Raw genomic sequence first — 20,376 nt, 5'->3', positions numbered from 1 at the left:
CCGCCACGCAAAGAGACCACAGAGTCTTGTCAGTGAACGAAAGACCGGGCCCAGCCGGAGCTTGTGACTCCAACCGGGCCCGGTCTTCACCGTTCCTGCCAGGGATAAAAGCAGGGGGTCAGGAGCGGATCATCTTGCGGAGGACGTACTGCAGGATGCCGCCGTTGCGGTAGTAGTCCGCCTCGCCGGGCGTGTCGATGCGCACCTTGGCGTCGAACTCCACCTTGGAGCCGTCAGCCTTGGTGGCGGTGACCTGGACGGTCTCCGGGGTCTCACCGTCGTTGAGCTTGGTGATGCCGGAGAAGTCGTAGGTCTCGGTGCCGTCGAGGCCGAGGGACTTGGCCGAGGAGCCTTCCGGGAACTGCAGCGGGATGACGCCCATGCCGATGAGGTTCGAGCGGTGGATGCGCTCGAAGGACTCGGCGATGACGGCGCGCACGCCCAGCAGGCGGGTGCCCTTGGCGGCCCAGTCGCGGGACGAGCCGGAGCCGTACTCCTTGCCGCCGAGCACCACGAGCGGGGTGTTCTGCGCGGCGTAGTTCTGCGCGGCGTCGTAGATGAACGCCTGCGGGGCGCCTTCCTGGGTGAAGTCCCGGGTGTAGCCGCCCTGCACGTCGTCCAGCAGCAGGTTGCGCAGCCGGATGTTGGCGAAGGTGCCGCGGATCATGACCTCGTGGTTGCCTCGGCGGGACCCGTAGGAGTTGAAGTCCTTGCGGTCGATGCCGTGGTCGGAGAGGTACTTGCCCGCGGGGGAGTCGGCCTTGATGGCGCCGGCCGGGGAGATGTGGTCGGTGGTGACCGAGTCGCCCAGCAGCGCCAGCACGCGGGCACCGGAGATGTCGGTGACCGGGGCGGGCTCCATCTCCATGCCCTCGAAGTACGGGGGCTTGCGGACGTAGGTGCTCTCGGTGTCCCACTCGAAGGTCTCGCCCTCCGGGGTGGGCAGGGAGCGCCAGCGCTCGTCACCCTTGAACACGTCCTCGTAGGAGGAGGTGAACATCTCGTTGGTGATGGCCGAGTCGATGGTCTTCTGGACCTCCTGCGGCGACGGCCAGATGTCGCGCAGGTACACCGGGTTGCCCTCGGTGTCGTTGCCCAGCGGGTCGGTCTCGAAGTCGAAGTCCATCGTGCCGGCGAGGGCGTAGGCGATGACCAGCGGCGGCGAGGCCAGGTAGTTCATCTTGACGTCGGGGTTGATCCGGCCTTCGAAGTTCCGGTTGCCCGACAGCACCGAGGTGACGGTGAGGTCGTTCTCCTGCACGGCGGCGGAGATCTCCTCCGGCAGCGGGCCGGAGTTGCCGATGCAGGTGGTGCAGCCGTAGCCGACGAGGTGGAAGCCGAGCTTCTCCAGGTACGGCCAGAGGCCGGCCTTCTCGTAGTAGTCGGTGACGACCTGCGAGCCGGGGGCCATGGAGGTCTTGACCCAGGGCTTGCGGGTGAGGCCCTTGTCGACGGCCTTCTGCGCGAGCAGCGCGGCGCCGAGCATGACCGACGGGTTCGAGGTGTTGGTGCAGGAGGTGATCGAGGCGATCACGACGGCACCGTGGTCGAGCTCGAACTCGCCCAGCTCCTCCGAGGAGACCTTGGTGGGCTTGGAGGTGCGGCCGGTGGAGCCGTTGGCGGCGGAGATCAGCTCGGGCTTGGCGTGCGGGCTGATCGAGGCCGGGTCGCTGGCGGGGAAGGACTCCTCGCCGGCTTCGTCGAGGGCCGCGTCGTCGGTGGGCGCCTTGGTGTAGTCGCCCAGCGAGTTGCGGAAGGACTGCTTGGCCTCGGAGACGACGATGCGGTCCTGCGGGCGCTTCGGGCCGGCGATCGACGGCACGACGGTCGACAGGTCCAGTTCGAGGTACTCGGAGTACTCGGGCTCGTGGCTCGGGTCGTGCCAGAGGCCCTGCTCCTTGGCGTAGGCCTCGACGAGGTCGACCTGCTCGGCCGGGCGACCGGTGAGCTTGAGGTAGCGCACGGTCTCGTCGTCGATCGGGAAGATCGCGGCCGTGGAGCCGAACTCGGGGCTCATGTTGCCGATGGTGGCGCGGTTGGCCAGCGGCACGGAGGCCACGCCGGAGCCGTAGAACTCGACGAACTTGCCGACGACGCCGTGCTTGCGCAGCATCTCGGTGATCGTGAGCACGACGTCGGTGGCGGTGGCACCGGCCGGGATCTCACCGGTCAGCTTGAAGCCGACGACGCGCGGGATGAGCATCGACACGGGCTGGCCGAGCATCGCGGCCTCGGCCTCGATGCCGCCGACGCCCCAGCCGAGCACGCCAAGGCCGTTGACCATGGTGGTGTGGGAGTCGGTGCCGACGCAGGAGTCGGGGTAGGCCTGGCCGTTGCGGGCCATGACGGTGCGGGCCAGGTGCTCGATGTTGACCTGGTGCACGATGCCGGTGCCCGGGGGGACGACCTTGAACTCGTCGAAGGCGCCCTGGCCCCAGCGCAGGAACTGGTAGCGCTCCTTGTTGCGGCCGTACTCGAATTCGACGTTGCGCTCGAAGGCGTCGGGCTTGCCGAACACGTCGATGATCACCGAGTGGTCGATGACCAGCTCGGCCGGGGCCAGCGGGTTGACCTTGGAGGTGTCGCCGCCGAGGTCGGCGACGGCCTCACGCATGGTGGCGAGGTCGACGACGCAGGGCACACCGGTGAAGTCCTGCATGATCACCCGGGCGGGGGTGAACTGGATTTCGGTGGCGGGCTCCGCCTTGGAGTCCCAGCCGGCCAGTGCGCGCACGTGGTCGGCGGTGATGTTGGCACCGTCTTCGGTGCGCAGCAGGTTCTCCAGGAGGATCTTGAGGCTGTAGGGCAGCCGCTGGGCACCCTCGACGGCGCTGAGCCGGAACACCTCGTAAGAGGCGTCGCCGACGTTCAGCGTTCCGCGGGCGCCGAAGCTGTCCTTGCTCGCAGGTGCAGTCACGTTCAACTCCATCTCGCGACGGGCGCAAGTTCGGGAACGATTGCGAGTCTCGCGCACGTCAGCTGAGCGTGCGCGGGGACTCGCGCTCTTCACAGCTAACAGTACGCGTGTCCTATATAGGCGCTCAACACAGGGTGACCTGACTCTGGGTGTTTCTCGCCAAAACGTGAAAAACGCCAGGTGTTTCCAGTCCGCAACACCGCGTTTTCGGTTCTGGCACACCCGCCGGGACGCGAAATTCGCCGGACCGGACGGCCCGGCCCGGCGAATGCGGACATCCGGCGGTGTCGCCCTGCGGCGCCCCACCGGGGTTTCCCGTGTGCGTTTGTTCTGGAGTCAGCGTTCGCGGACCGGCTCAGGCCGCGCGCACGGCTTTCTTGACCAGGTGGACGACCAGCGTCTCAAGCAGGGCGATCGCCACGCCGGTGATGATCGTGGTCAGGAACTGAGGCATCGTGGCGCCCTCGTCGGTGTCGGTGGTGCGGAACGCCTCCGAGCGTGCGGGCGGCGGGTTAGCCGTGTTCGCAACGCAGGTGACCGGCCGGTGAACCGGTGCTCAACTCTGCAGGTCAAGCAGTGATCCTGCGCCCCACGGGCCGCTGCTGCCACACCTGCACCGCCAGCGCCACCACGACCGAGGCGCCCAGCGCGATCGCCCACTGGTGCGGCAGCAGCGGGGTGCTGCCGAAGAACTGGCTCACACCGGGGATCTGCACCAGCGCGACCAGCACCAGCGCCGAGCCCGCGGCGGCCAGCACCACCAGTGGGGTGCGGCCGCGCGAGGTCAGCGTCTGGGCCAGCTGGGTGGACACCAACCCGACCAGCCCTGCGGTGCGGGCCTGCCCGGCGGTGGCCAGCGGCCGGGTCAGCGTCCAGGACAGTCCGGCTGCGACCGCGGTGCCCACCGCGCGGGCGCCGATCTCGCGGGCCAGGGTCGAACCCAGCGAGGCGTCCGGTCCTTCGGACAGCAGCTTCTCCGGGGTCCGGTCGGCGGGCGGGCGGACCGCGATCGCGATCGTGGGCAGCACGTCGGTGAGCATGTTGACCACCAGCAGCTGCCGGGCGTTGAGCGCGGCCGAGGGGCTGATCAACCCGGTGCCCAGCGCGTAGCCGATCTCGCCGAGGTTGCCGCCCAGCAGCACCGCCAGCGCCTCGCGCACAGAGATCCACATGCCCCGGCCCTCGGCGATGCCCTCGGTGAGCGTCTCGATCCTGTCGTCGGCGACCACCAGGTCGGCGGCATCGCGGGCGGCGGGGGTGGCGTGGGAACCGAAGGCGATGCCCACGTGCGCCAGGTTGATCGCGGGCACGTCGTTGGCGCCGTCGCCGGTCATGGCGACCACTCGGCCCGCATCGCGCAGGCAGCGCACGATCCGCGCCTTCTGGCCCGGGCTGACCCGGGCGAACACCGCCACCTTCGGCACTTCGCCGGCGAGCTGCTCGTCGTCGAGCAGGTCCAGCTCGGCGCCGGTGAGCACGCGCTTGTCGCCGAGCATGCCGAGCTCGGCGGCGATGGCCTCGGCGGTGCTGGGGTGATCGCCGGTGATCATGATGACGTCCACGCCCGCACGACCCAGCCGGCCCACGGCCTCCGCCGCGGTGGCGTGCACCGGATCGGCCAGACCCAGCAGCCCCACCAGCTCCAGGTCGTCCACGGTGGATTCGTCGAGCCCGAAACCGGGGCCCACCCGGCGTTCGGCGACGGCCAGCAGCCGGAAGCCGCGCAGTGCCAGCCGTTCCACCTCGGCCTCGATGTCGGCACGGGCTTGCTCGTCGAACGGGTGCGGCTGCCCGTCGCGCCGCCAGCGGGCGCAGCGTTCCAGCATCACCTCCGGTGCGCCCTTGACCGAAAGCAGCCGGTCGGTGTGCACGGCGTGGAAACCGCGCGAGGGCTCGAAGGGCAGCTCCGCGAGCACCTCGCCGTCGGTGTCCAGACCGATTCCGCGCGCGCCTTCGAGCACCGCGCGGTCGGTCAGGTGCGGCAGCGGGTGGTCGTCCTCCGGGCGGGGAGTGGCGCGTAGCGCCGCCGCCACGATCTCCCGGTGCACCGGCTCCAGCTCGTCCATGTCCCGGCACTCTCGGCCGTCGGAGACCTCGCCGAGCGCGATGCGGCCCTGGGTCAGGGTGCCGGTCTTGTCGAAGCACAGCGCGTCGACCCGGCCGAGTGCCTCGATGGTCGCTGGGCTGCGCACCAGCACGCCGCGCTGCGACATCCGGCGCGCGGCGGCCAGCTCGGCGAGCGTGGCCACGAACGGCAGCCCTTCCGGAACGGCGGCCACCGCCAGGCCGACCGAGCGCGCGATGGTCTGCCCCATCGGCACCCCGCGCAGCAGGTCGGAGGCGAACAGCAGCACGCCGGCGCCGATCGAGACCGGCAGCACCTTCTTGGTCAGCTCCGCCAGCCGGACCTCCACCCCGGTCTCGTCGTCGGTCGCGGTGACCTGCGCGGTGGTGCGGCCCATCTCGGTGCGCCCGCCGACGGCGACCGCCACCGCGAGGCCACTGCCGCTGGCGATGACGGTGCCCTGGTAGAGCATGCAGGTCCGATCGGCGACCGCCGGCGCCGTGGTCGGGGCCGCGTTCTTGGCGACCAGCTGGGACTCACCGGTCAGCCCGGATTCGTCGACCTCCAGCGACTCGGCCTCGAGCACCCGGCAGTCGGCCGGAACACCGTCGCCCGCGCGCAATTCGACGACGTCACCGGGCACCAGCCGGTCGGCGGGCACGATCTCGCTGCAGCCCTCGCGCCGCAGCCGGGCCGGGGTCTGCCCGGCCTCCAGCAACTTGCCCAGCTCCCGGTCGGTGGCCCGGCGCTGCATGCCGTCGATCAGTGCGCTGGCCAGCAGCACGCCGCCGATGAGCACCGCGTCGATCACCGATCCCAGGCCCGCCGAGATCACCGCTCCGGCACCCAGCACCGGCGTGATCGGCGTGATCAGGCCCTCGATGGTCGCCGCGAACAGCCCCGGCGAGTCGCCGGCGCCGTCGGTGGGACGGTGCCGCTCGGCGGCCACCGCCTGGGTCAGGCCCTGCTCGGAGCTGTTCAGCGTCGCGAGAACTGCCGCGGCGGGCATCGCGTGCCACGGGGTGCGCTCCCGCGGCAGGGGCGGGGGCAGGCTGGCCGCGCGCAGCGCGATCCAGGTTCCGGTCGCGCACGCGGAGAGGGTGGCCACGTGCACCGGCATCGAGGCCCGCGCGGGGGCGCCGGTGGCCGGGCCGAACGCGGCGAACAGCGCTCCCAGCACGCCTCCGGTCATGGAGATCCCGGCGGCGTACCTGCTCGCGGTGCGCGCGTTCTCGGCCGAGCCGAGCAGTGTGTGCAACACGCCGGCGTGCGGGCAGAGCACGTCGGCGGCCCACCCTGCCGGGTCCGATGTGGAGAGTCCGATGCCGAGGTCGGCGGCCGCCAGCGCGGCGCTGTCGCGGTGCGAGACCACCGACACGACCGCGCCGTCGCGCTGCAACCGGTGCACGCCCCTGACCAGCCGGGAGCCGCCGGGCATCGCGCCGTCGAGGCCCAGCCGCCGGTCCAGGCCGCCCCGGGAACCGGCGACCAGCACGCTCGACGCCACGCCGCGGGCGGTGTCCACCAGGGCCTCGGCCAGCGGATCGAGCTCGTCGGCCACCACCACCAGCGCCACGGTCCTGCCGTCGCGCCGCAACGCGACCACCGTGGCTCCACGCGCGGTCTCGTACTTCGCGGCCCGCGCGATCGGATCGGGCAACGGGTCGCAGTCCTCCAGCGGCAGCACCGCCCAGCGGTCCTGGTGGCGGGGCTCGTTCGGTTTGGCCGGGTCAATGAGCTCGGCCGCGCGGGCGTACAGCCGCGCCGGATCCTCGCCCTCCTCGAGCGCGACCACCGAATCGACCACGCGGCGCCCGGTCAGCAGCGTCGCGGCGTCGAACACCACGGTGTCCAGCCGATCCAGCAGCCGCAGCGCGTCCGGCTCCAGCACCAGGCCTTCGTGTGCCGACAGCGAGGTGCTCAGCGACGTCGCGAACGCCTCTCGCCCGGCGACCGCGGGCTTGGGCACCGCCGCCAGCAACGCGCCCAGCGCCCGCTGCGGGGCGCGCGAGAGGAGGTACACCGTGGTCGCGCCGCCCACCGCGGCCGTGCCGGAGGCGTTGGCGACGCGCTCGACCGGACCGTCCGGCGGCGGGCACGGCCGCGGTGGCACCGGCAGCGCCGCGCAGCGGTGCGGCAGCGTGCCCTCCCAGTGCTGCCAGGCCTGGTGCCGCGACAGGGTTTCCCGGGCGGAGCAGAACCGGCCGCACAGATCGGTCAGCGCCCCCAGCGGTCGGCCGGCCAGGCCCTGCCCGGCGGCACCGCCCAGTGCGAGCGTGATCTCCAGCGGCGTCCGCCCGACGACCTGGCGCACCCCGCGCCGCATCCACGGCACCGTGTCGACCAGTGACACCGCGGCCGGTACCAGCGGGGAGACCAGCCGCAGCGGCAGCAACGCCGTCAGGCTCGAGTAGCCGAGCCCGACGGCGGAGACCGCCACCGCACCGGCGTCGCGCAGCACCGCCTCGGCGTTGCCGGGATGCCGGTCGCTGCGCGGCGCGACCTCCGCATCACCCAGGCCGAAATCCGCTTCGACCTCGCCGACGACCCGGGCCGGCTCGTCGAGATCGGGCAGTTCCGGATCGTGCCGCAGCACCACCCGGCCGAGCACGGCGTTGACCTCGGCCGCGTGGACGCCGGGTATTTCCGCCAGGCGTCGTTCGACCTCCCGGGCGGCGAGCTCGTTGTCGGGCAGGTGCACACCGCGCATCTCCAGGTGGCTGCGCTCCCTGCCGCGCCAGACACGGCGATCGAACGGGGAGGACGTGGCCACCTGGGCGGCCCGCAGCACCGGCGCGGCGATCTGGGCGGCTCGGGACAGCAGCCGGCGCAGCGGCATCGGCACTCCAGTGCGGTCAGTCTTGGTCGGCGTCCTGGCCGGAGCTGCGCCGCATCACGGCCGCGCCGATGCCGATCGCCGCGGCCACCGGCCACTCGATCACGCTCAGCGCCGCCGCTGCGGTCAGACCGCCGTAGAACAGCATCTGTTCCGGCGACGGCAGGTTCGAGCGCACCGCCGTGACCGTGGAGGCGAGGTTGTCCCGGCCCGGCATCTCGGGCAGCGGGATCTGGGTGGTGTGCCAGGACGCGGTGACGTAGGGGACCGGGATCGAGGCGCCGGTGGAGTCGGGCTTCTTCGCGCTCGCCGTCTTCCGAGCACTGGAACCGGAAGCCGACGAGCGTGTCTGCTTCGGCCCCGACGACTTGCGGCCGCGCTGGGTGTGTGTGGAGCCGGTGGTGGCCATCGCGGTGCCCTTCTACGACGTCAGGACCAGCTCAGGCTACTGCGAACGGGTCAGTCGTGTCGGGTGAACGCGCGGTGTCCGCGCACGACGGTCGGCTCAGGCCGCGGTGCTGCCGCTGCGCGCCGCAGCGCGGTAGCGGCGGGCGATCAACTCCACCACCGCCGGGTGCACCCCGATCGGCTCGGCGACCCCAGCCACCGGAAGCGCGGCCAGCCGCCGGTGGAACAGGCCCGGGGCCAGCAGGTACGGGGCCACGAAGTCACCGGGCTGGTGGATCTCCTCGGTCGCCGGGGCGGCCGTGGTGACGTAGCTGGGGTTGAGCCACTGCCCGCACGCGCGACCCAGCCGCCGCGCGGCAGCCCGCACATCGGCCAGCGCGCGTTCGTCGGAGGATCCGGCCGCCGAGAACAGCACCCGGTGACCCGGGCGCCACCCGGCCTCGGTCAGCCGGTCCCGCAGCGCTTCGGTGATCTCCCGCGCCGGCCCCAGCGGTTCGGTGATCGTCACGTCCCGCCTGCCGGTGGCCGCGACCTGCTCGGGCAGGTCGGCGCGCACGTGATAACCGGCCGCCAGGAACGCGGGCAGCGCCACGACCGGACCCGGCACCTGCTCCAGGGCCTCGGCCACGGTCGGGCCGATGACGTCGACGTAGCCGACGTGCACCGGCACGTCGAGCCGCTGCGCGGCGGCCTCGGCCAGGTGCTCGATCACCCGCGGCCCCGCGGGGTCGCGGGTTCCGTGGGCCACCAGCAGCAGCGGCGGGTGCGCGGGTTTCACGGCAACGGATCGGCGCATCGCGGGGAGTCCCCCATCGGTTCCAGCGGAAGTCGGTATCCGCGTTTGATCACGGTCTGCACCAGCTGCGGCCGGCCGAGCGAGGACCGCAGCCGCGCCACCGCCTGCTCGACGGCGTGCTCGTCGGCGGCACCGCCACCGGCGCAGTTGAGCGCTGCGGCCAGCGCCGGCCGCGAGACCACCCGTCCCGGCCGCTCGGCCAGCGCCCGCAGCAGCGTCGTTCCCTGCGGCGACAGCTGCTTGACCTCTCCGTCGAGGATGGCGGCGTGCCCGCGCACCTGGAGGCTGTGCCCGGCCACCGGCAGCGTCGGCGAGCGCATCGGCAACGCCTCGCACAACGACCGCACCAGCGCGCCGATCCGGAACCGCTCCGGGATCACCGCGGGCACCCCGCGGTCGGCCAGCGGCGCGTGCGTCACCGGACCCACGCACGCCGCCAGCACCGGACCGCGCAGCGCCGTCAGCAGCTCGTCCCGGCAGTTCCGCTCGGCGGCCAGCGACAGCAGGCTCGCCGCCGCCGGAGCGCTGGTGAAGGTCACCGCGTCGACCTGGTGCGCGCACACCGCCGCCAGCAGGCTCTCCAGCGCGGTGATGTCGGCCGGTGCCGTCCACCGGTACACCGGCACCTCGATGACCTTCGCCCCGGCGCAGTGCAGCGCCTCGACGAAGTCCGGCAGCGGCTGGCCGTGCAGCTGCACCGCGATCCGCAGCCCGTCGAGGGGTTCGCCGAGCAGGTGCTCCAGCAGCTCCGCCGAGGACTCCGAGGTCGGCGACCACGGGTCGGGCAGCCCGGCCGCCCGCACCGCGCCCCGCGCCTTCGGCCCCCGCGCCAGCAGCCGCGCCGAGCTCAGCGCGTCCAGCAGCTCGGCACCCACGCCCCAGCCGTCGGCGGCCTCCACCCAGCCCCGGAAGCCGATGCCGGTGGTGGCCACGACCGCGTCCGGCGGGTGCTGCAGGCACTCGTCGGTGACGCGGCGCAGCTCGGTGTCGTCGGCCAGCGGGAGGATCCGCAGCGCCGGGCCGTGCACGACCCGCGCGCCGCGGCGCTCCAGCAACGAGCCCAGCTCCTCGGCCCGTCTCGCCGCGGTGACCGCGACGGTGTAGCCGGTCAGTTCTTCGCTCAAGGGAGCGCGACCTCCACGACGGTCTCGCGGCGGCGCACCGGGAACACCGGCAGCCGCGCGCCCGGGTCGTCCAGGCACTCCCCGGTGCGCAGCGAGAACACCTGCTTGAGCATCGGCGAGGCCACGGTCGGTTCCCCGCCCCGGTCACCGACGATGCCGCGGCTCATCACCCCGGCCCCGCAGAACGGGTCGACGTTGCCGATCGCGTACAGCTCGTCGTCGTGGGTGCGGAACACGGCCACCGGGTGCTCGCCGATGAGCGCCGGAACGCCGTACTCGGGCAGCAGCAGTTCGATGTCGCAGATCTGGTGCCAGTTCACGAGCGGACCTCCTGTTTCGGGGCGACGATCTCGGGCATCGGCAGGCTCACCGGGCCCGGGCGGATCTGACCGCGTTCCTCGATGAAGCGGATGGTGGGGTCGGGCGCGTCGGGGGCGTTGACGAACGACACGAACCGCGAGAGCTTGCCCGGGTCCGACAGCACGCCCGCCCACTCGTCGGAGTAGGTGTCGACGTGGCGCTGCATCGCGGCCTCCAGCTCCTCGGCGATGCCCAGCGAGTCCTCGACGACGACCTCCTTGAGGTGCTCCAGCCCGCCGTCGAGCGACTCCACCCACGCCGAGGTGCGCTGCAACCGGTCGGCGGTGCGCACGTAGAACATCAGGAACCGGTCGATGAGCTGGATCAGCCGCTCGTCGTCGAGGTCGGCGGCCAGCAGCTCGGCGTGGCGCGGGGTGAACCCGCCGTTGCCGCCGACGTAGAGGTTCCAGCCCTTGTCGGTGGCGATGACGCCGAAGTCCTTGCCGCGCGCCTCGGCGCACTCGCGGGCGCAGCCCGACACCGCGGACTTGAGCTTGTGCGGCGAGCGCAGACCCCGGTAGCGCAGCTCCAGGCGGATCGCCATGCTCACCGAGTCCTGCACGCCGTAGCGGCACCAGTCGTTGCCGACGCAGGACTTCACCGTTCGCAGCGCCTTGCCGTAGGCGTGACCGGACTCGAAACCGGCGTCCACCAGCTTCTTCCAGATCTCCGGCAGCTGCTCCACCCGCGCGCCGAAGAGGTCGATGCGCTGCCCGCCGGTGATCTTGGTGTAGAGGCCGAACTCCTTGGCGACCTCGCCGAGCACGATGAGCTTCTCCGGGGTGATCTCCCCACCGGGCACCCGCGGCACCACCGAGTAGGTGCCGTTGCGCTGGATGTTGGCCAGGAACCGGTCGTTGGTGTCCTGCAGCGACGCCTGCTCGCCCTCCAGGATGTGGCCGTTGCCGAGGCTGGCCAGGATCGAGGCCACCGCGGGCTTGCAGATGTCGCAGCCGCGCCCGGAACCGTGCTTGGTGATCAGCTCCGAGAACGAGCCGATGCCGGTGGCCTGCGCGATCTCGAACAGCTCCGCCCGCGACTGGGTGAAGTGCTCGCACAACGCCTTCGAGGTCACCACGCCGCACTCGTTCAGCAGCGTCTTGAGCATCGGCACGCACGAACCGCAGCTGGTGCCGGCCTTGGTGCAGGACTTGACCTCCGGCACGTCGGCCAGGCCGTGCTCGGCGATCGCGCAGGTGATCTCGCCCTTGGTCACGTTGTTGCAGGAGCACACCGTCGCGTCGTCGGGCAGCGCACCCGAGTCCACACCGGACCCGGCGGGCAGCAGCAGCTGCTCCGGCGGCGCGGGCAGCTCGCGGTCCACCAGCGGACGCAGCACCGCGTAGGCGCTCGCGTCACCGACCAGCACCCCGCCCAGCAGCACCCGGGCGTCGTCGGAGAGCACCAGCTTGGCGTAGGTGCCCGCCGCGTTGTTGGCGTAGACGACCTCCAGCGCGCCCTCCGTGGTGCCGTGCGCGTCGCCGAAGCTGGCCACGTCGACACCGAGCAGCTTGAGCTTGGTCGACATGTCGGCACCCGGGAAGGTGCCCTCGCCGAGCTCCAGCAGCTGATCGGCCACGCCCTCGGCCATCGCGTAGCCGGGCGCGACCAGGCCGTAGCAGCGGCCCTCGACCGCCGCGCACTCACCGATCGCCCACACGCCCTCGACGCTGGTGCGGCAGGCGTCGTCGACGAGGAACCCGCCGCGCTCACCGCGCGCCACACCGGCGATCTCGGCCAGCTCGTCGCGCGGGCGCACCCCGGCGGAGAACACCACCAGGTCGGTGTCGATGACCGTGCCGTCGGCCAGCGTCACACCCGTGACGCGCTCCTCGCCGTCGAGGGACTGCGTGGCCGCGCCGGCGTGGATGGTCAGGCCCAGCTCCTCGACGAGACCGCGCAGCACCTGCCCGCCGCCCTCGTCGACCTGCAGCGGCATCAGCCGGGGCGCCATCTCCACCACGTGCGGGCGCATGCCCAGCAGCCGCAGCGCGTTGGCCGCCTCCAGACCCAGCAGCCCGCCGCCGATGACCACGCCGTCGCGGCCCTCCGTGGCGGCCTCGCGGATCGCATCGAGGTCGTCGATCGTGCGGTAGACGAACGCGCCGGGCAGCTGGTGACCGGGCACCGGCGGCACGAACGGCTTCGACCCGGTCGCCAGCACCAGCGCGTCGTAGGTCAGCGACTCGCCGCTGTCCAGCGTCACCGCGCGGGCACCGGTGTCCACACCGGTCACCGCGGCGTTGAGCCGCAGGTCGACCATCGGGTCGTCGAGGACGTCCTGACCCGTCAGGCTCAGGTCCTCGGCGCTCTTGCCGTCCAGGTAGGACGACAGCCCCACCCGGTCGTAGGCGGGGCGGGGCTCCTCGCCGAGCACGACGATCCGCCAGGCGTTCGCCTCATCGCGATCGCGGAGTGTTTCAACGAGCCGGTGGCCGACCATCCCGTGGCCGACGACGACGAGCGTGCGGGTCATGCCGCGCCCTCCCTTTCTGATTCGATGCGATCCGCCAACGAGCCGCAGAGCCGGCCGACGTCGTCGACGCAGCCCCCGCAGCCGGTGGTCGCCCGCGTTGCCCTGGCCAGCTCGGCGACCGACCGGGCACCTCCGTGCCAGGCGGTGATCAGGGACTTCTTGGTGACGTTGTTGCAGCGGCACAGCACCGCGTCCTCGGGCAGCTCCACCGGAGCGCCCGGCACCGCCGCCGGGGTGCCCAGCAGCAGCGACAACCGGTCCGCGGGCATCGGCAGGTCCCGGTCGTGCAGCTGGCTCACGGCGGCGATCGCGGCAGGGAACCCCAGCAGCACCGCGCCGGAGATCCGCCCGGAGCGCAGCGCGAGCTTGGCGTAGCGGCCCCGCGCCGGATCCGACAGCGTGACGATCTCGGCGTCGGCCGCGCCCAGCGCGCGCACCGAACCGACCGAGACCAGGTCGATGCCCCGGGCCTTGAGCCGCGACACGACCCGGGTCCCGGAGTGCGCCGCGTCGCGACCGGAAGACAGGTGTGCCGCCAGCGCCTCGGCCTGCTCCCAGGCCGCGCCGACCAGGCCGGGCGTGGTGCCGCGGTGCTCGGCGCAGTCGCCGATCGCGTGGATGCGCTCATCGCTGGTGCGCAGCCGGTCGTCGACGACCACACCGCGGTTGACCGACACCCCGGCGCGCTGCGCGAGCGTCACGTTCGGCCACACCCCGGTGCAGGCCACCACCCGCTCGGCCGGGACCTCCTCGCCGTCGCCGAGCCGCAGCACCGGCGCCCGGTACGAACCGGCCTTCACTCCCACCCGCACGTCCACCCCGAGCGCGGTCAGCCGCTCGGCCAGCATCCGGCCGCCGACCTCGTCGAGCTGGCGGTCCATCAGGTGCTCCTCGCGGTGCACCAGGGTGACCCGGTGCCCGCGCGCCAGCAGCGCCCGCGCGGTCTCCACCCCGAGCACACCGCCACCGAGCACCGCGACCGGGCCGGTGCCCTCCACCAGGCGCGCGCAGTCGTCGAGGGTGCGCAGCGCGGTGAGCCGCTCGGCGCCCAGACCCCGCACCTCCGGCACCAGCGGCCGCGCCCCGGTGGCCAGCACCAGCGCGTCGTAGCCGAACTCGCGGCCGTCCTCGGCGCGCACCACCCGCTGCGCCCGGTCGATGTCGGTCACCGCGCACCCGAGGTGCACCTCGGCGTCGAGCTCCGGCAGCGACACCGCGCCGGCGGGCAGCGACCCGTCCAGCACCGAGCCCAGCAGCACCCGGTTGTAGGCGGGCTGCCCCTCGGCGCCGAGCACGGTCACCGGGCCGTCATGGCCCAGCGCGCGCAGGCGCTCGACGAAGCGGTGCGCGGCCGGGCCGTTGCCGACCACGACGACCCGCCCGGCGGTCGGGTTGAGGGCGGTCATGGCGCGACCACCTCCCGCTCCGGTTCCAGGCGCACCGCGCTGACCTTGAACTCCGGCATCCGGCTGCGCGGGTCCAGCGCGTCGGAGGTGAGCAGGTTCGCCCGTCCGTCGCCGGGGAAGTGGAACGGCAGGAACACCGTGTCGGTGCGCATCGTCGGGACCAGGCGCACGGTGGCGACGGTGCTGCCGCGCGGCGAGGTCACCCGGGCCCGCGCGCCCTCGGCCAGCCCCGCGCGAGCGGCGGTGTCGGGGTGGACCTCCACGAACGCCTCGGGAGCCGCCTCGTTGAGCTCGGCGACCCGGCGGGTCTGCGCCCCCGACTGGTACTGCGCCAGCACGCGGCCGGTCGTGGCGGTCAGCGGGAACACCTCGGCCGGGACGTCACCGGCCTCGCGGTGCTCGACCGCGACGAACCGCGCGCGTCCATCGGCGTGGGCGAAACCGTCCAGGAACAGCCGGGGCGTTCCCGGGTGCTCGCCGTCCGGGCACGGCCAGTGCAGCGCCTCCCCGGCGTCGAGGCGCTCGTAGCTGATGCCCGAGTAGTCGGCCTTGCCACCGGCCGAGGCGCGGCGCAGCTCCTCGAAGACCTCGCGCGGCCGGGTGGGGTAGCGGTGCCCGGGCTCGCCCAGCCGGGTGGCGATGCCGTGCAGCACCTCCAGGTCGCTGCGCGCGTGCCCCGGCGGCACCTGCAACCCGCGGCGCCGCAGGACGCGGCCCTCCAGGTTGGTCATGGTGCCCTCCTCCTCGGCCCACTGGGTCACCGGCAGCACCACGTCGGCCAGCTCGGTGGTCTCCGACGGCACGAAGTCGGCCACCACCAGCAGCTCCAGGGCCTTCAGGCGGTCGGTCACGTGGGCGGCGTTGGGCGCCGAGACCACCGGGTTGGAACCGAAGACCAGCAGCGCGCTCGGCCCGTCCTCGGTGCCCAGCGCGTCAAGCAGCTCGTAGGCCGAACGACCCGGGCCGGGCAGCACCTCCGGGCGCACGCCCCACACCTCGGCGACGTGCTCGCGCGCGGCCTGATCGGTGATCATCCGGTAGCCGGGCAGCTGATCGGCCTTCTGGCCGTGCTCCCGGCCGCCCTGGCCGTTGCCCTGCCCGGTCAGGCAGCCGTACCCGCCACCGGGACGACCCGGCAGTCCCAGCGCCAGCGCCAGGTTGATGAACCCCGAGACGGTGTCCACGCCCTTGCTGTGCTGCTCGGCGCCCCGGCCGGTGAGCACGTACGCGCTGCCGGCCTCGGCGAGCATCCGCACCGCCTGGCGCTGCTCGGACACCGGGACGCCGGTGACCCGCTCGACCCGCTCCGGCCACCACGACATCGCCCGCTGCCAGGCGGACTCGAAGCCGCCGGTGCGCTCGGCGATGTAGCCGGTGTCGCTGTGGCCGTCGACGACCGCGATGTGCAGCAGTCCCAGCGCGAGCGCCAGATCCGTGCCCGGCAGCGGCTGCAGGTGCAGCGCCGCCTGCTCGGCCGTGGCCGTGCGGCGCGGGTCGATGACGATCAGCTCCGGCGACCGCAGGTGCTGCATCAGCGGCGGCATCGTCTCGGCCGGGTTCGCCCCGGCCAGCAGCACCACGTCGGCCCCGCCCAGGTCGGTCACCGGGAACGGCAGCCCCCGGTCCACCCCGAACGCTGCGTTGCCGGCCGCGGCGGCCGAGGACATGCAGAACCGGCCGTTGTAGTCGATCTGGCTCGTGCCCAGCGCCAGCCGCGCGAACTTGCCCAGCAGATAGGCCTTCTCGTTGGTGAGACCGCCACCGCCGAACACCCCGATCGCATCCGGGCCGCGCTCGGCCCGGATGCGACCGAGACCCGTGGCGATGGTGTCGAGCGCGATGTCCCAGGACACCGGGACGAGCTCGCCGTCGCGGCGCACCATCGGGTGGCGCAGCCGGTCGGCGACGTCCAGCAGGGACGGAGCGGTCCACCCCTTCTGGCACAGCCCGCCCCGGTTCACCGGGAAGTCCGTCGGGCGCACCGACACCCCGCGCCGCTCGCGCGTGAGCCGGGTGCCGCACTGCAGGGCGCAGTACGGGCAGTGCGTGGCCACGGTTCGAACGTCAGGCACGGCCTGCCTCCGCGGTCCGCTTCTCCGGCCGACCCGCCGGAACCCGACCGGGCTTGAGCGCACCCCGCAGGTACACCGCCCAGGTCACCAGCACGCACACCAGGTAGTAGGCGAGGAACACCATCAGCGCCCCGTCACCGCTGGCCGCGGCGCCGCCGTAGGACGAGCGGAACGCCAGGTTGATGCCCACCCCGCCGAGCGCGCCGATCGCCCCGGCGATGCCGATGACCGCACCGGACAGGCGCCGCGCCTTGGCGAAGGCCGCCACGGCCTCACCGCCGGAGGTCACCTCGTGCTCGGCCTCCTCGGCGTAGACCGCCGGGATCATCTTGTAGGTCGAGCCGTTGCCCAGGCCGGTCAGCAGGAACAGCGCGATGAACGCCGCCACGTACAGCCCGAACGAACCCTGCGCGGAGGCCACCAGCAGCACCGCCACACCGGCGGCCATGAGCACGAAGTTCCACAGCGTCACCCGCGCACCGCCGACCCGGTCGGCCAGCCAGCCGCCCAGCGGCCGCGACACCGACCCCACCAGCGGGCCCAGGAACGTCCAGGACGCCGCCTGGAGCGGGGTGAAGTCGAACTCGGTCTGCAGCACCAGGCCGAACGCGAAGCTGAACCCGATGAACGACCCGAAGGTGCCCACGTACAGCAACGAGATCCACCAGGTGTGCCTGCTGCGGCAGGCCTCGGCCAGCGCGCCCGGCTTCGCCTTGATGGCGTCGACGTTGTCCATGAACAGCGCCGCGCAGATCGCCGACACCGCGATCAGCGGCAGGTAGATCGCCGCCACGTAGGACGGGTGGGTGTTGCCCGCGAAGGCGATCACCAGCAAGCCCACCACCTGGATGGTGGCCACGCCGATGTTGCCGCCACCGGCGTTGAGGCCCAGCGCCCAGCCCTGCAGCCGCTGCGGGAAGAAGATCGTGATGTTGGTCATCGACGAGGCGAAGTTGCCGCCGCCGACACCGGCCGTGGCGCCGATGAGCATGAACACCCACAGCGGCGTGCCCGGCTGCTGCACGAAGTGGAACGCCAGCCCGGCGGGCACCAGCAGCAGCAGCGCGCTGAAGATGGTCCAGTTCCGGCCGCCGAAGCGGGTCACCGCCGCCGCGTAGGGCAGCCGCAGCACGGCGCCCACCAGGTTCGGGGTGATCACCAGCAGGAACTTCTCCGACGCCGTGAACGGCAGTCCGATGTCCGGGCCCATGAACAGGACCAGGACCGACCAGATGCTCCAGATGGAGAAGCCGATGTGCTCGGAGATGATGGAGAAGATCAGGTTCCGGCGCGCGACGTGCTTGCCGGTGGATTCCCAGAGGTCCTCGTTCTCGGGGTCCCAGCCCTCGATCCAGCGGCCTCTCGGGGCCCGTGCGTTCGCAGTCAACGCGGCTCCTCTCAACGGGTTGCCACGAAGGTAGGAACCGCCTGTTTCCCGTTGAATTGCCACGCGTTACCGGCAGGAAAAACGGGCTTCACATGATCGTCCCGCCGCCGGTCAGGAAGGCCGTGATCGGCGACACAGGCCGCCCCCGGTGGCTCGTTCCCGTCCCGCGCCGTGGCACCTTGGAGACGTGACCCAACCTGGCCCGGAGTCCGACGACGGCACGTTCCGGCACGACGAGGGGGCGACCTGGCAACGCGCCCGCCACCTGTTCGGCGCCGCCCGCCGCATCACCGCGCTCACCGGGGCCGGGGTGTCCACCGCCTCGGGCATCCCCGACTTCCGGGGACCCGACGGGGTCTGGACCCGCAACCCGCAGGCGGCGCGGCTCACCGACATCGACAGCTACCTCGCCGACGAGGACGTCCGCGTGCGCGCGTGGCAGGCCCGCGCGGCCAACCCCGCCTGGCACGCCGAACCCAACGCCGCGCACCGCGCGTTCGTCGACCTCGACGCCGCCGGGCGGCTGGGGGCGCTGCTGACCCAGAACATCGACGAGCTGCACCAGCAGGCCGGGCTCGCCCGCGACCGGGTCCTGGAGCTGCACGGCACGATGCGCCGGACCGTCTGCGTGCACTGCGGCGCCACCGGCGCCATGACCGACGCCCTGCAGCGGGTCGCCGACGGCGAGCCAGATCCGGACTGCCGCTCCTGCGGCGGCATCCTCAAGTCCGGGACGGTGTTCTTCGGTCAGGCCCTCGACGCCGAGGTGGTGCGCGAGGCGCGCCGCGCCGCCCTGGACTGCGACCTGTTCCTGGCCGCGGGGACCTCGCTGACGGTGCACCCGGCCGCGGCGTTCGCGGGGATGGCCGCCCGGGCGGGCGCGAAGCTGATCATCTGCAACGCCGAGCCCACCCCCTACGACGACATCGCCGACGCCGTCCTGCGCGGCCCGCTGACCGACGTCCTGCCCGGCCTCGCCGACGCCCCGCTGATCGACTCCGACGAGCCGCTGCGCACCTGGGGAGATCCCACCACCTGGGAACAGATGTGACACGAGTGGTTGACGTTGCAAACGAAACGTTCGTTTCGCGTGGTGCGTCTGGTGCGACAATGCAAAACTGCAGCTGATTGTGACTCCGTTCGGATTAATGTTCGACTCCGAACGGGTGCATCTGCTGGAGGTGACGGGTGTTGTCCACGAAACGAGGCGCGCGCAGGATCGGCGTGCTGGTGCTGCTCGGCGCGGTCGCTCTCAGCGCCACCGGTACCGGCGCGGCGGTCCCGGCACCTCCGCCGAACCCCAGCGACGCCGAGATCCAGTCCGGCGAGGCCGACGCCCAGCGCACCGCGGGCCAGGCCGGTGAGCTCGCCAACCGGCTGGCCGAGGCCGAGTCCCGTCTGGTCGGCCTGCAGTCGCAGGTCGAGGTCAAGATGGAGGACGCCAACAAGGCCCGCGTCGACCTCCAGCGCGCCGAGTCCGCCTACGGCCAGGCCCGCACCGCCGCCGACGCCGCGGCCGCCGAGGCCCGCGCCGCCGCCGGCCGGATCGAGGAGCAGCGCAGCAGGCTCGACCAGTTCGCCGCCAGCAGCTACCGGCAGGGCAGCAGGCTCGGATCGATCACCGCCTACGTCGGCGCCCGCAACCCGCAGGAGATGCTGGAGCGCGCCTCGCTGCTCGACGCCATCAGCGACTCCCAGCTCGACGTCCTCGACGACCTCGAACGCGCCCGCATCGAGAAGGTCAACAAGGACTCGCTGACCCGCGCCGCCCTCGACGAGGCCGAGGCCAAGCGCCAGGCCGCCGACGAGGCCCGCGCGGCCGCCGAGTCCGCCCAGCAGGCGGCCATCCAGGCCCGCACCCAGCAGACCCAGCAGGCCGAGGGGTTGCGCGCGGACCGCGACTCGGTCCAGGCCGAGCTCGACGCCGCCCGGTCGCACGTCTCGGGGCTGCAGGCCCAGCGCGCCGACTACGAGCAGTGGCAGGAGGACAAGGCCCGCGAGGAGCAGGCCGCGGCCGCCCACGCCGCCTCGGCCTCCGAGCACCAGGCGGGCAGCAGCGCCCCGGCCTCCTCCGCCTCCGGCGACGTCGAGGCCGTCATCTCGCGAGCGCTGTCCCAGCTGGGCATGCCCTACGCCTGGGGCGGAGGCAACTCGCGCGGCCCGACGCGCGGCATCCGCGACGGGGGAGTGGCCGACTCCTACGGCGACTACGCCAAGATCGGGTTCGACTGCTCCGGGTTGATGATCTACGCGTTCGCCGCGGCCGGGGTCTCGCTGGACCACTACAGCGGCTACCAGGCCCAGTCCGGCAAGCGCGTCCCGCTGTCGCAGATGCGCCGCGGCGACATGCTGTTCTGGGACGACGGCGGCTCCATCCACCACGTCGCCCTCTACCTGGGCAACGGCAAGATGGTCGAGGCGCCGTACTCCGGTTCCCGGGTCCGGGTGGCCCCGGTCCGCTACAGCGGCATCACCGGGTACGCGGTGCGCGTGCTCTGAACCACCTCGTCGCCAGCGATAACGGGGCGA

General features: G+C 72.7%; 12 protein-coding genes. 2 read left to right on the top strand and 10 right to left on the bottom strand.

The genetic code is table 11. The annotated features are described in order from the left end of the window. Positions 1–118 precede the first annotated feature (118 nt). From acnA to REH65_RS02040, 10 genes are all read right to left on the bottom strand, one after another. Positions 119–2,917 carry an aconitate hydratase AcnA gene (gene acnA / locus REH65_RS02085; RefSeq protein WP_406691010.1) on the bottom strand — a complete coding sequence of 933 codons (2,799 nt, stop codon included), beginning with the start codon at positions 2,915–2,917 and terminating at the stop codon, positions 119–121. Positions 2,918–3,486: 569 nt separating this feature from the next. Then, positions 3,487–7,821, bottom strand: a complete 4,335-nt coding sequence (locus REH65_RS02080; RefSeq protein ID WP_406691009.1) for an HAD-IC family P-type ATPase — start codon at positions 7,819–7,821, stop codon at positions 3,487–3,489. A 16-nt stretch (positions 7,822–7,837) separates the two neighbouring features. Next, a complete protein-coding gene (locus REH65_RS02075) occupies positions 7,838–8,227 on the bottom strand; it encodes a hypothetical protein (protein WP_406691008.1) in 390 nt (129 codons plus the stop codon). Between the two features lie 96 nt (positions 8,228–8,323). Beyond that, positions 8,324–9,022 (bottom strand): sirohydrochlorin chelatase, encoded by a 699-nt coding sequence (locus tag REH65_RS02070; RefSeq protein WP_406691007.1) that lies wholly within the window; start codon positions 9,020–9,022, stop codon positions 8,324–8,326. Continuing rightward, entirely contained in the window at positions 9,001–10,146 is a 1,146-nt protein-coding gene (locus REH65_RS02065; RefSeq protein ID WP_406691006.1) for a uroporphyrinogen-III synthase, read from the bottom strand. Before REH65_RS02065 ends, REH65_RS02070 begins: the two co-directional genes overlap by 22 nt. Beyond that, positions 10,143–10,466, bottom strand: a complete 324-nt coding sequence (gene nirD, locus REH65_RS02060) for a nitrite reductase small subunit NirD (RefSeq protein WP_281454378.1) — start codon at positions 10,464–10,466, stop codon at positions 10,143–10,145. Before nirD ends, REH65_RS02065 begins: the two co-directional genes overlap by 4 nt. Next, positions 10,463–12,982 (bottom strand): nitrite reductase large subunit NirB, encoded by a 2,520-nt coding sequence (nirB, locus tag REH65_RS02055; RefSeq protein WP_406691005.1) that lies wholly within the window; start codon positions 12,980–12,982, stop codon positions 10,463–10,465. Before nirB ends, nirD begins: the two co-directional genes overlap by 4 nt. Beyond that, positions 12,979–14,388, bottom strand: coding sequence for an FAD-dependent oxidoreductase (locus REH65_RS02050; protein ID WP_406691004.1), 1,410 nt, complete (start codon positions 14,386–14,388; stop codon positions 12,979–12,981). Before REH65_RS02050 ends, nirB begins: the two co-directional genes overlap by 4 nt. Further along, a complete protein-coding gene (locus tag REH65_RS02045) occupies positions 14,385–16,460 on the bottom strand; it encodes a molybdopterin oxidoreductase family protein (RefSeq protein ID WP_406691003.1) in 2,076 nt (691 codons plus the stop codon). Before REH65_RS02045 ends, REH65_RS02050 begins: the two co-directional genes overlap by 4 nt. After that, positions 16,453–17,847: a nitrate/nitrite transporter gene (locus tag REH65_RS02040; RefSeq protein WP_406691002.1), complete on the bottom strand. Its 1,395-nt coding sequence runs from the start codon at positions 17,845–17,847 to the stop codon at positions 16,453–16,455. The genes REH65_RS02045 and REH65_RS02040 overlap by 8 nt, the downstream gene beginning before the upstream one ends. A gap of 265 nt (positions 17,848–18,112) precedes the next feature. On the opposite strand from REH65_RS02040, the gene REH65_RS02035 reads away from it, so the two are divergent. Further along, the gene (locus REH65_RS02035; RefSeq protein ID WP_406693062.1) at positions 18,113–18,898 is read left to right on the top strand and encodes an SIR2 family NAD-dependent protein deacylase; all 786 of its coding nucleotides are present in this window, start codon (positions 18,113–18,115) and stop codon (positions 18,896–18,898) included. A 137-nt stretch (positions 18,899–19,035) separates the two neighbouring features. After that, positions 19,036–20,346: an NlpC/P60 family protein gene (locus REH65_RS02030; RefSeq protein WP_406691001.1), complete on the top strand. Its 1,311-nt coding sequence runs from the start codon at positions 19,036–19,038 to the stop codon at positions 20,344–20,346. The last annotated feature ends 30 nt before the right edge of the window (positions 20,347–20,376 follow it).

The organism is Saccharopolyspora sp. ID03-671 (genome assembly GCF_045278815.1).
GTDB lineage: Bacteria > Actinomycetota > Actinomycetes > Mycobacteriales > Pseudonocardiaceae > Saccharopolyspora > Saccharopolyspora ipomoeae.
The sequence above is the reverse complement of the archived record's forward strand: the minus strand, read 5'-3'. Positions and strand labels throughout refer to the sequence as shown.

What these genes read in the sequence shown, in the direction of transcription:
- REH65_RS02050 (WP_406691004.1), bottom strand. Translation starts at nt 14,388, where the DNA reads ATGACCGCCCTCAACCCGACCGCCGGGCGGGTCGTCGTGGTCGGCAAC.
- REH65_RS02075 (WP_406691008.1), bottom strand. Translation starts at nt 8,227, where the DNA reads ATGGCCACCACCGGCTCCACACACACCCAGCGCGGCCGCAAGTCGTCG.
- REH65_RS02080 (WP_406691009.1), bottom strand. Translation starts at nt 7,821, where the DNA reads ATGCCGCTGCGCCGGCTGCTGTCCCGAGCCGCCCAGATCGCCGCGCCG.
- nirB (WP_406691005.1), bottom strand. Translation starts at nt 12,982, where the DNA reads ATGACCCGCACGCTCGTCGTCGTCGGCCACGGGATGGTCGGCCACCGG.
- REH65_RS02070 (WP_406691007.1), bottom strand. Translation starts at nt 9,022, where the DNA reads ATGCGCCGATCCGTTGCCGTGAAACCCGCGCACCCGCCGCTGCTGCTG.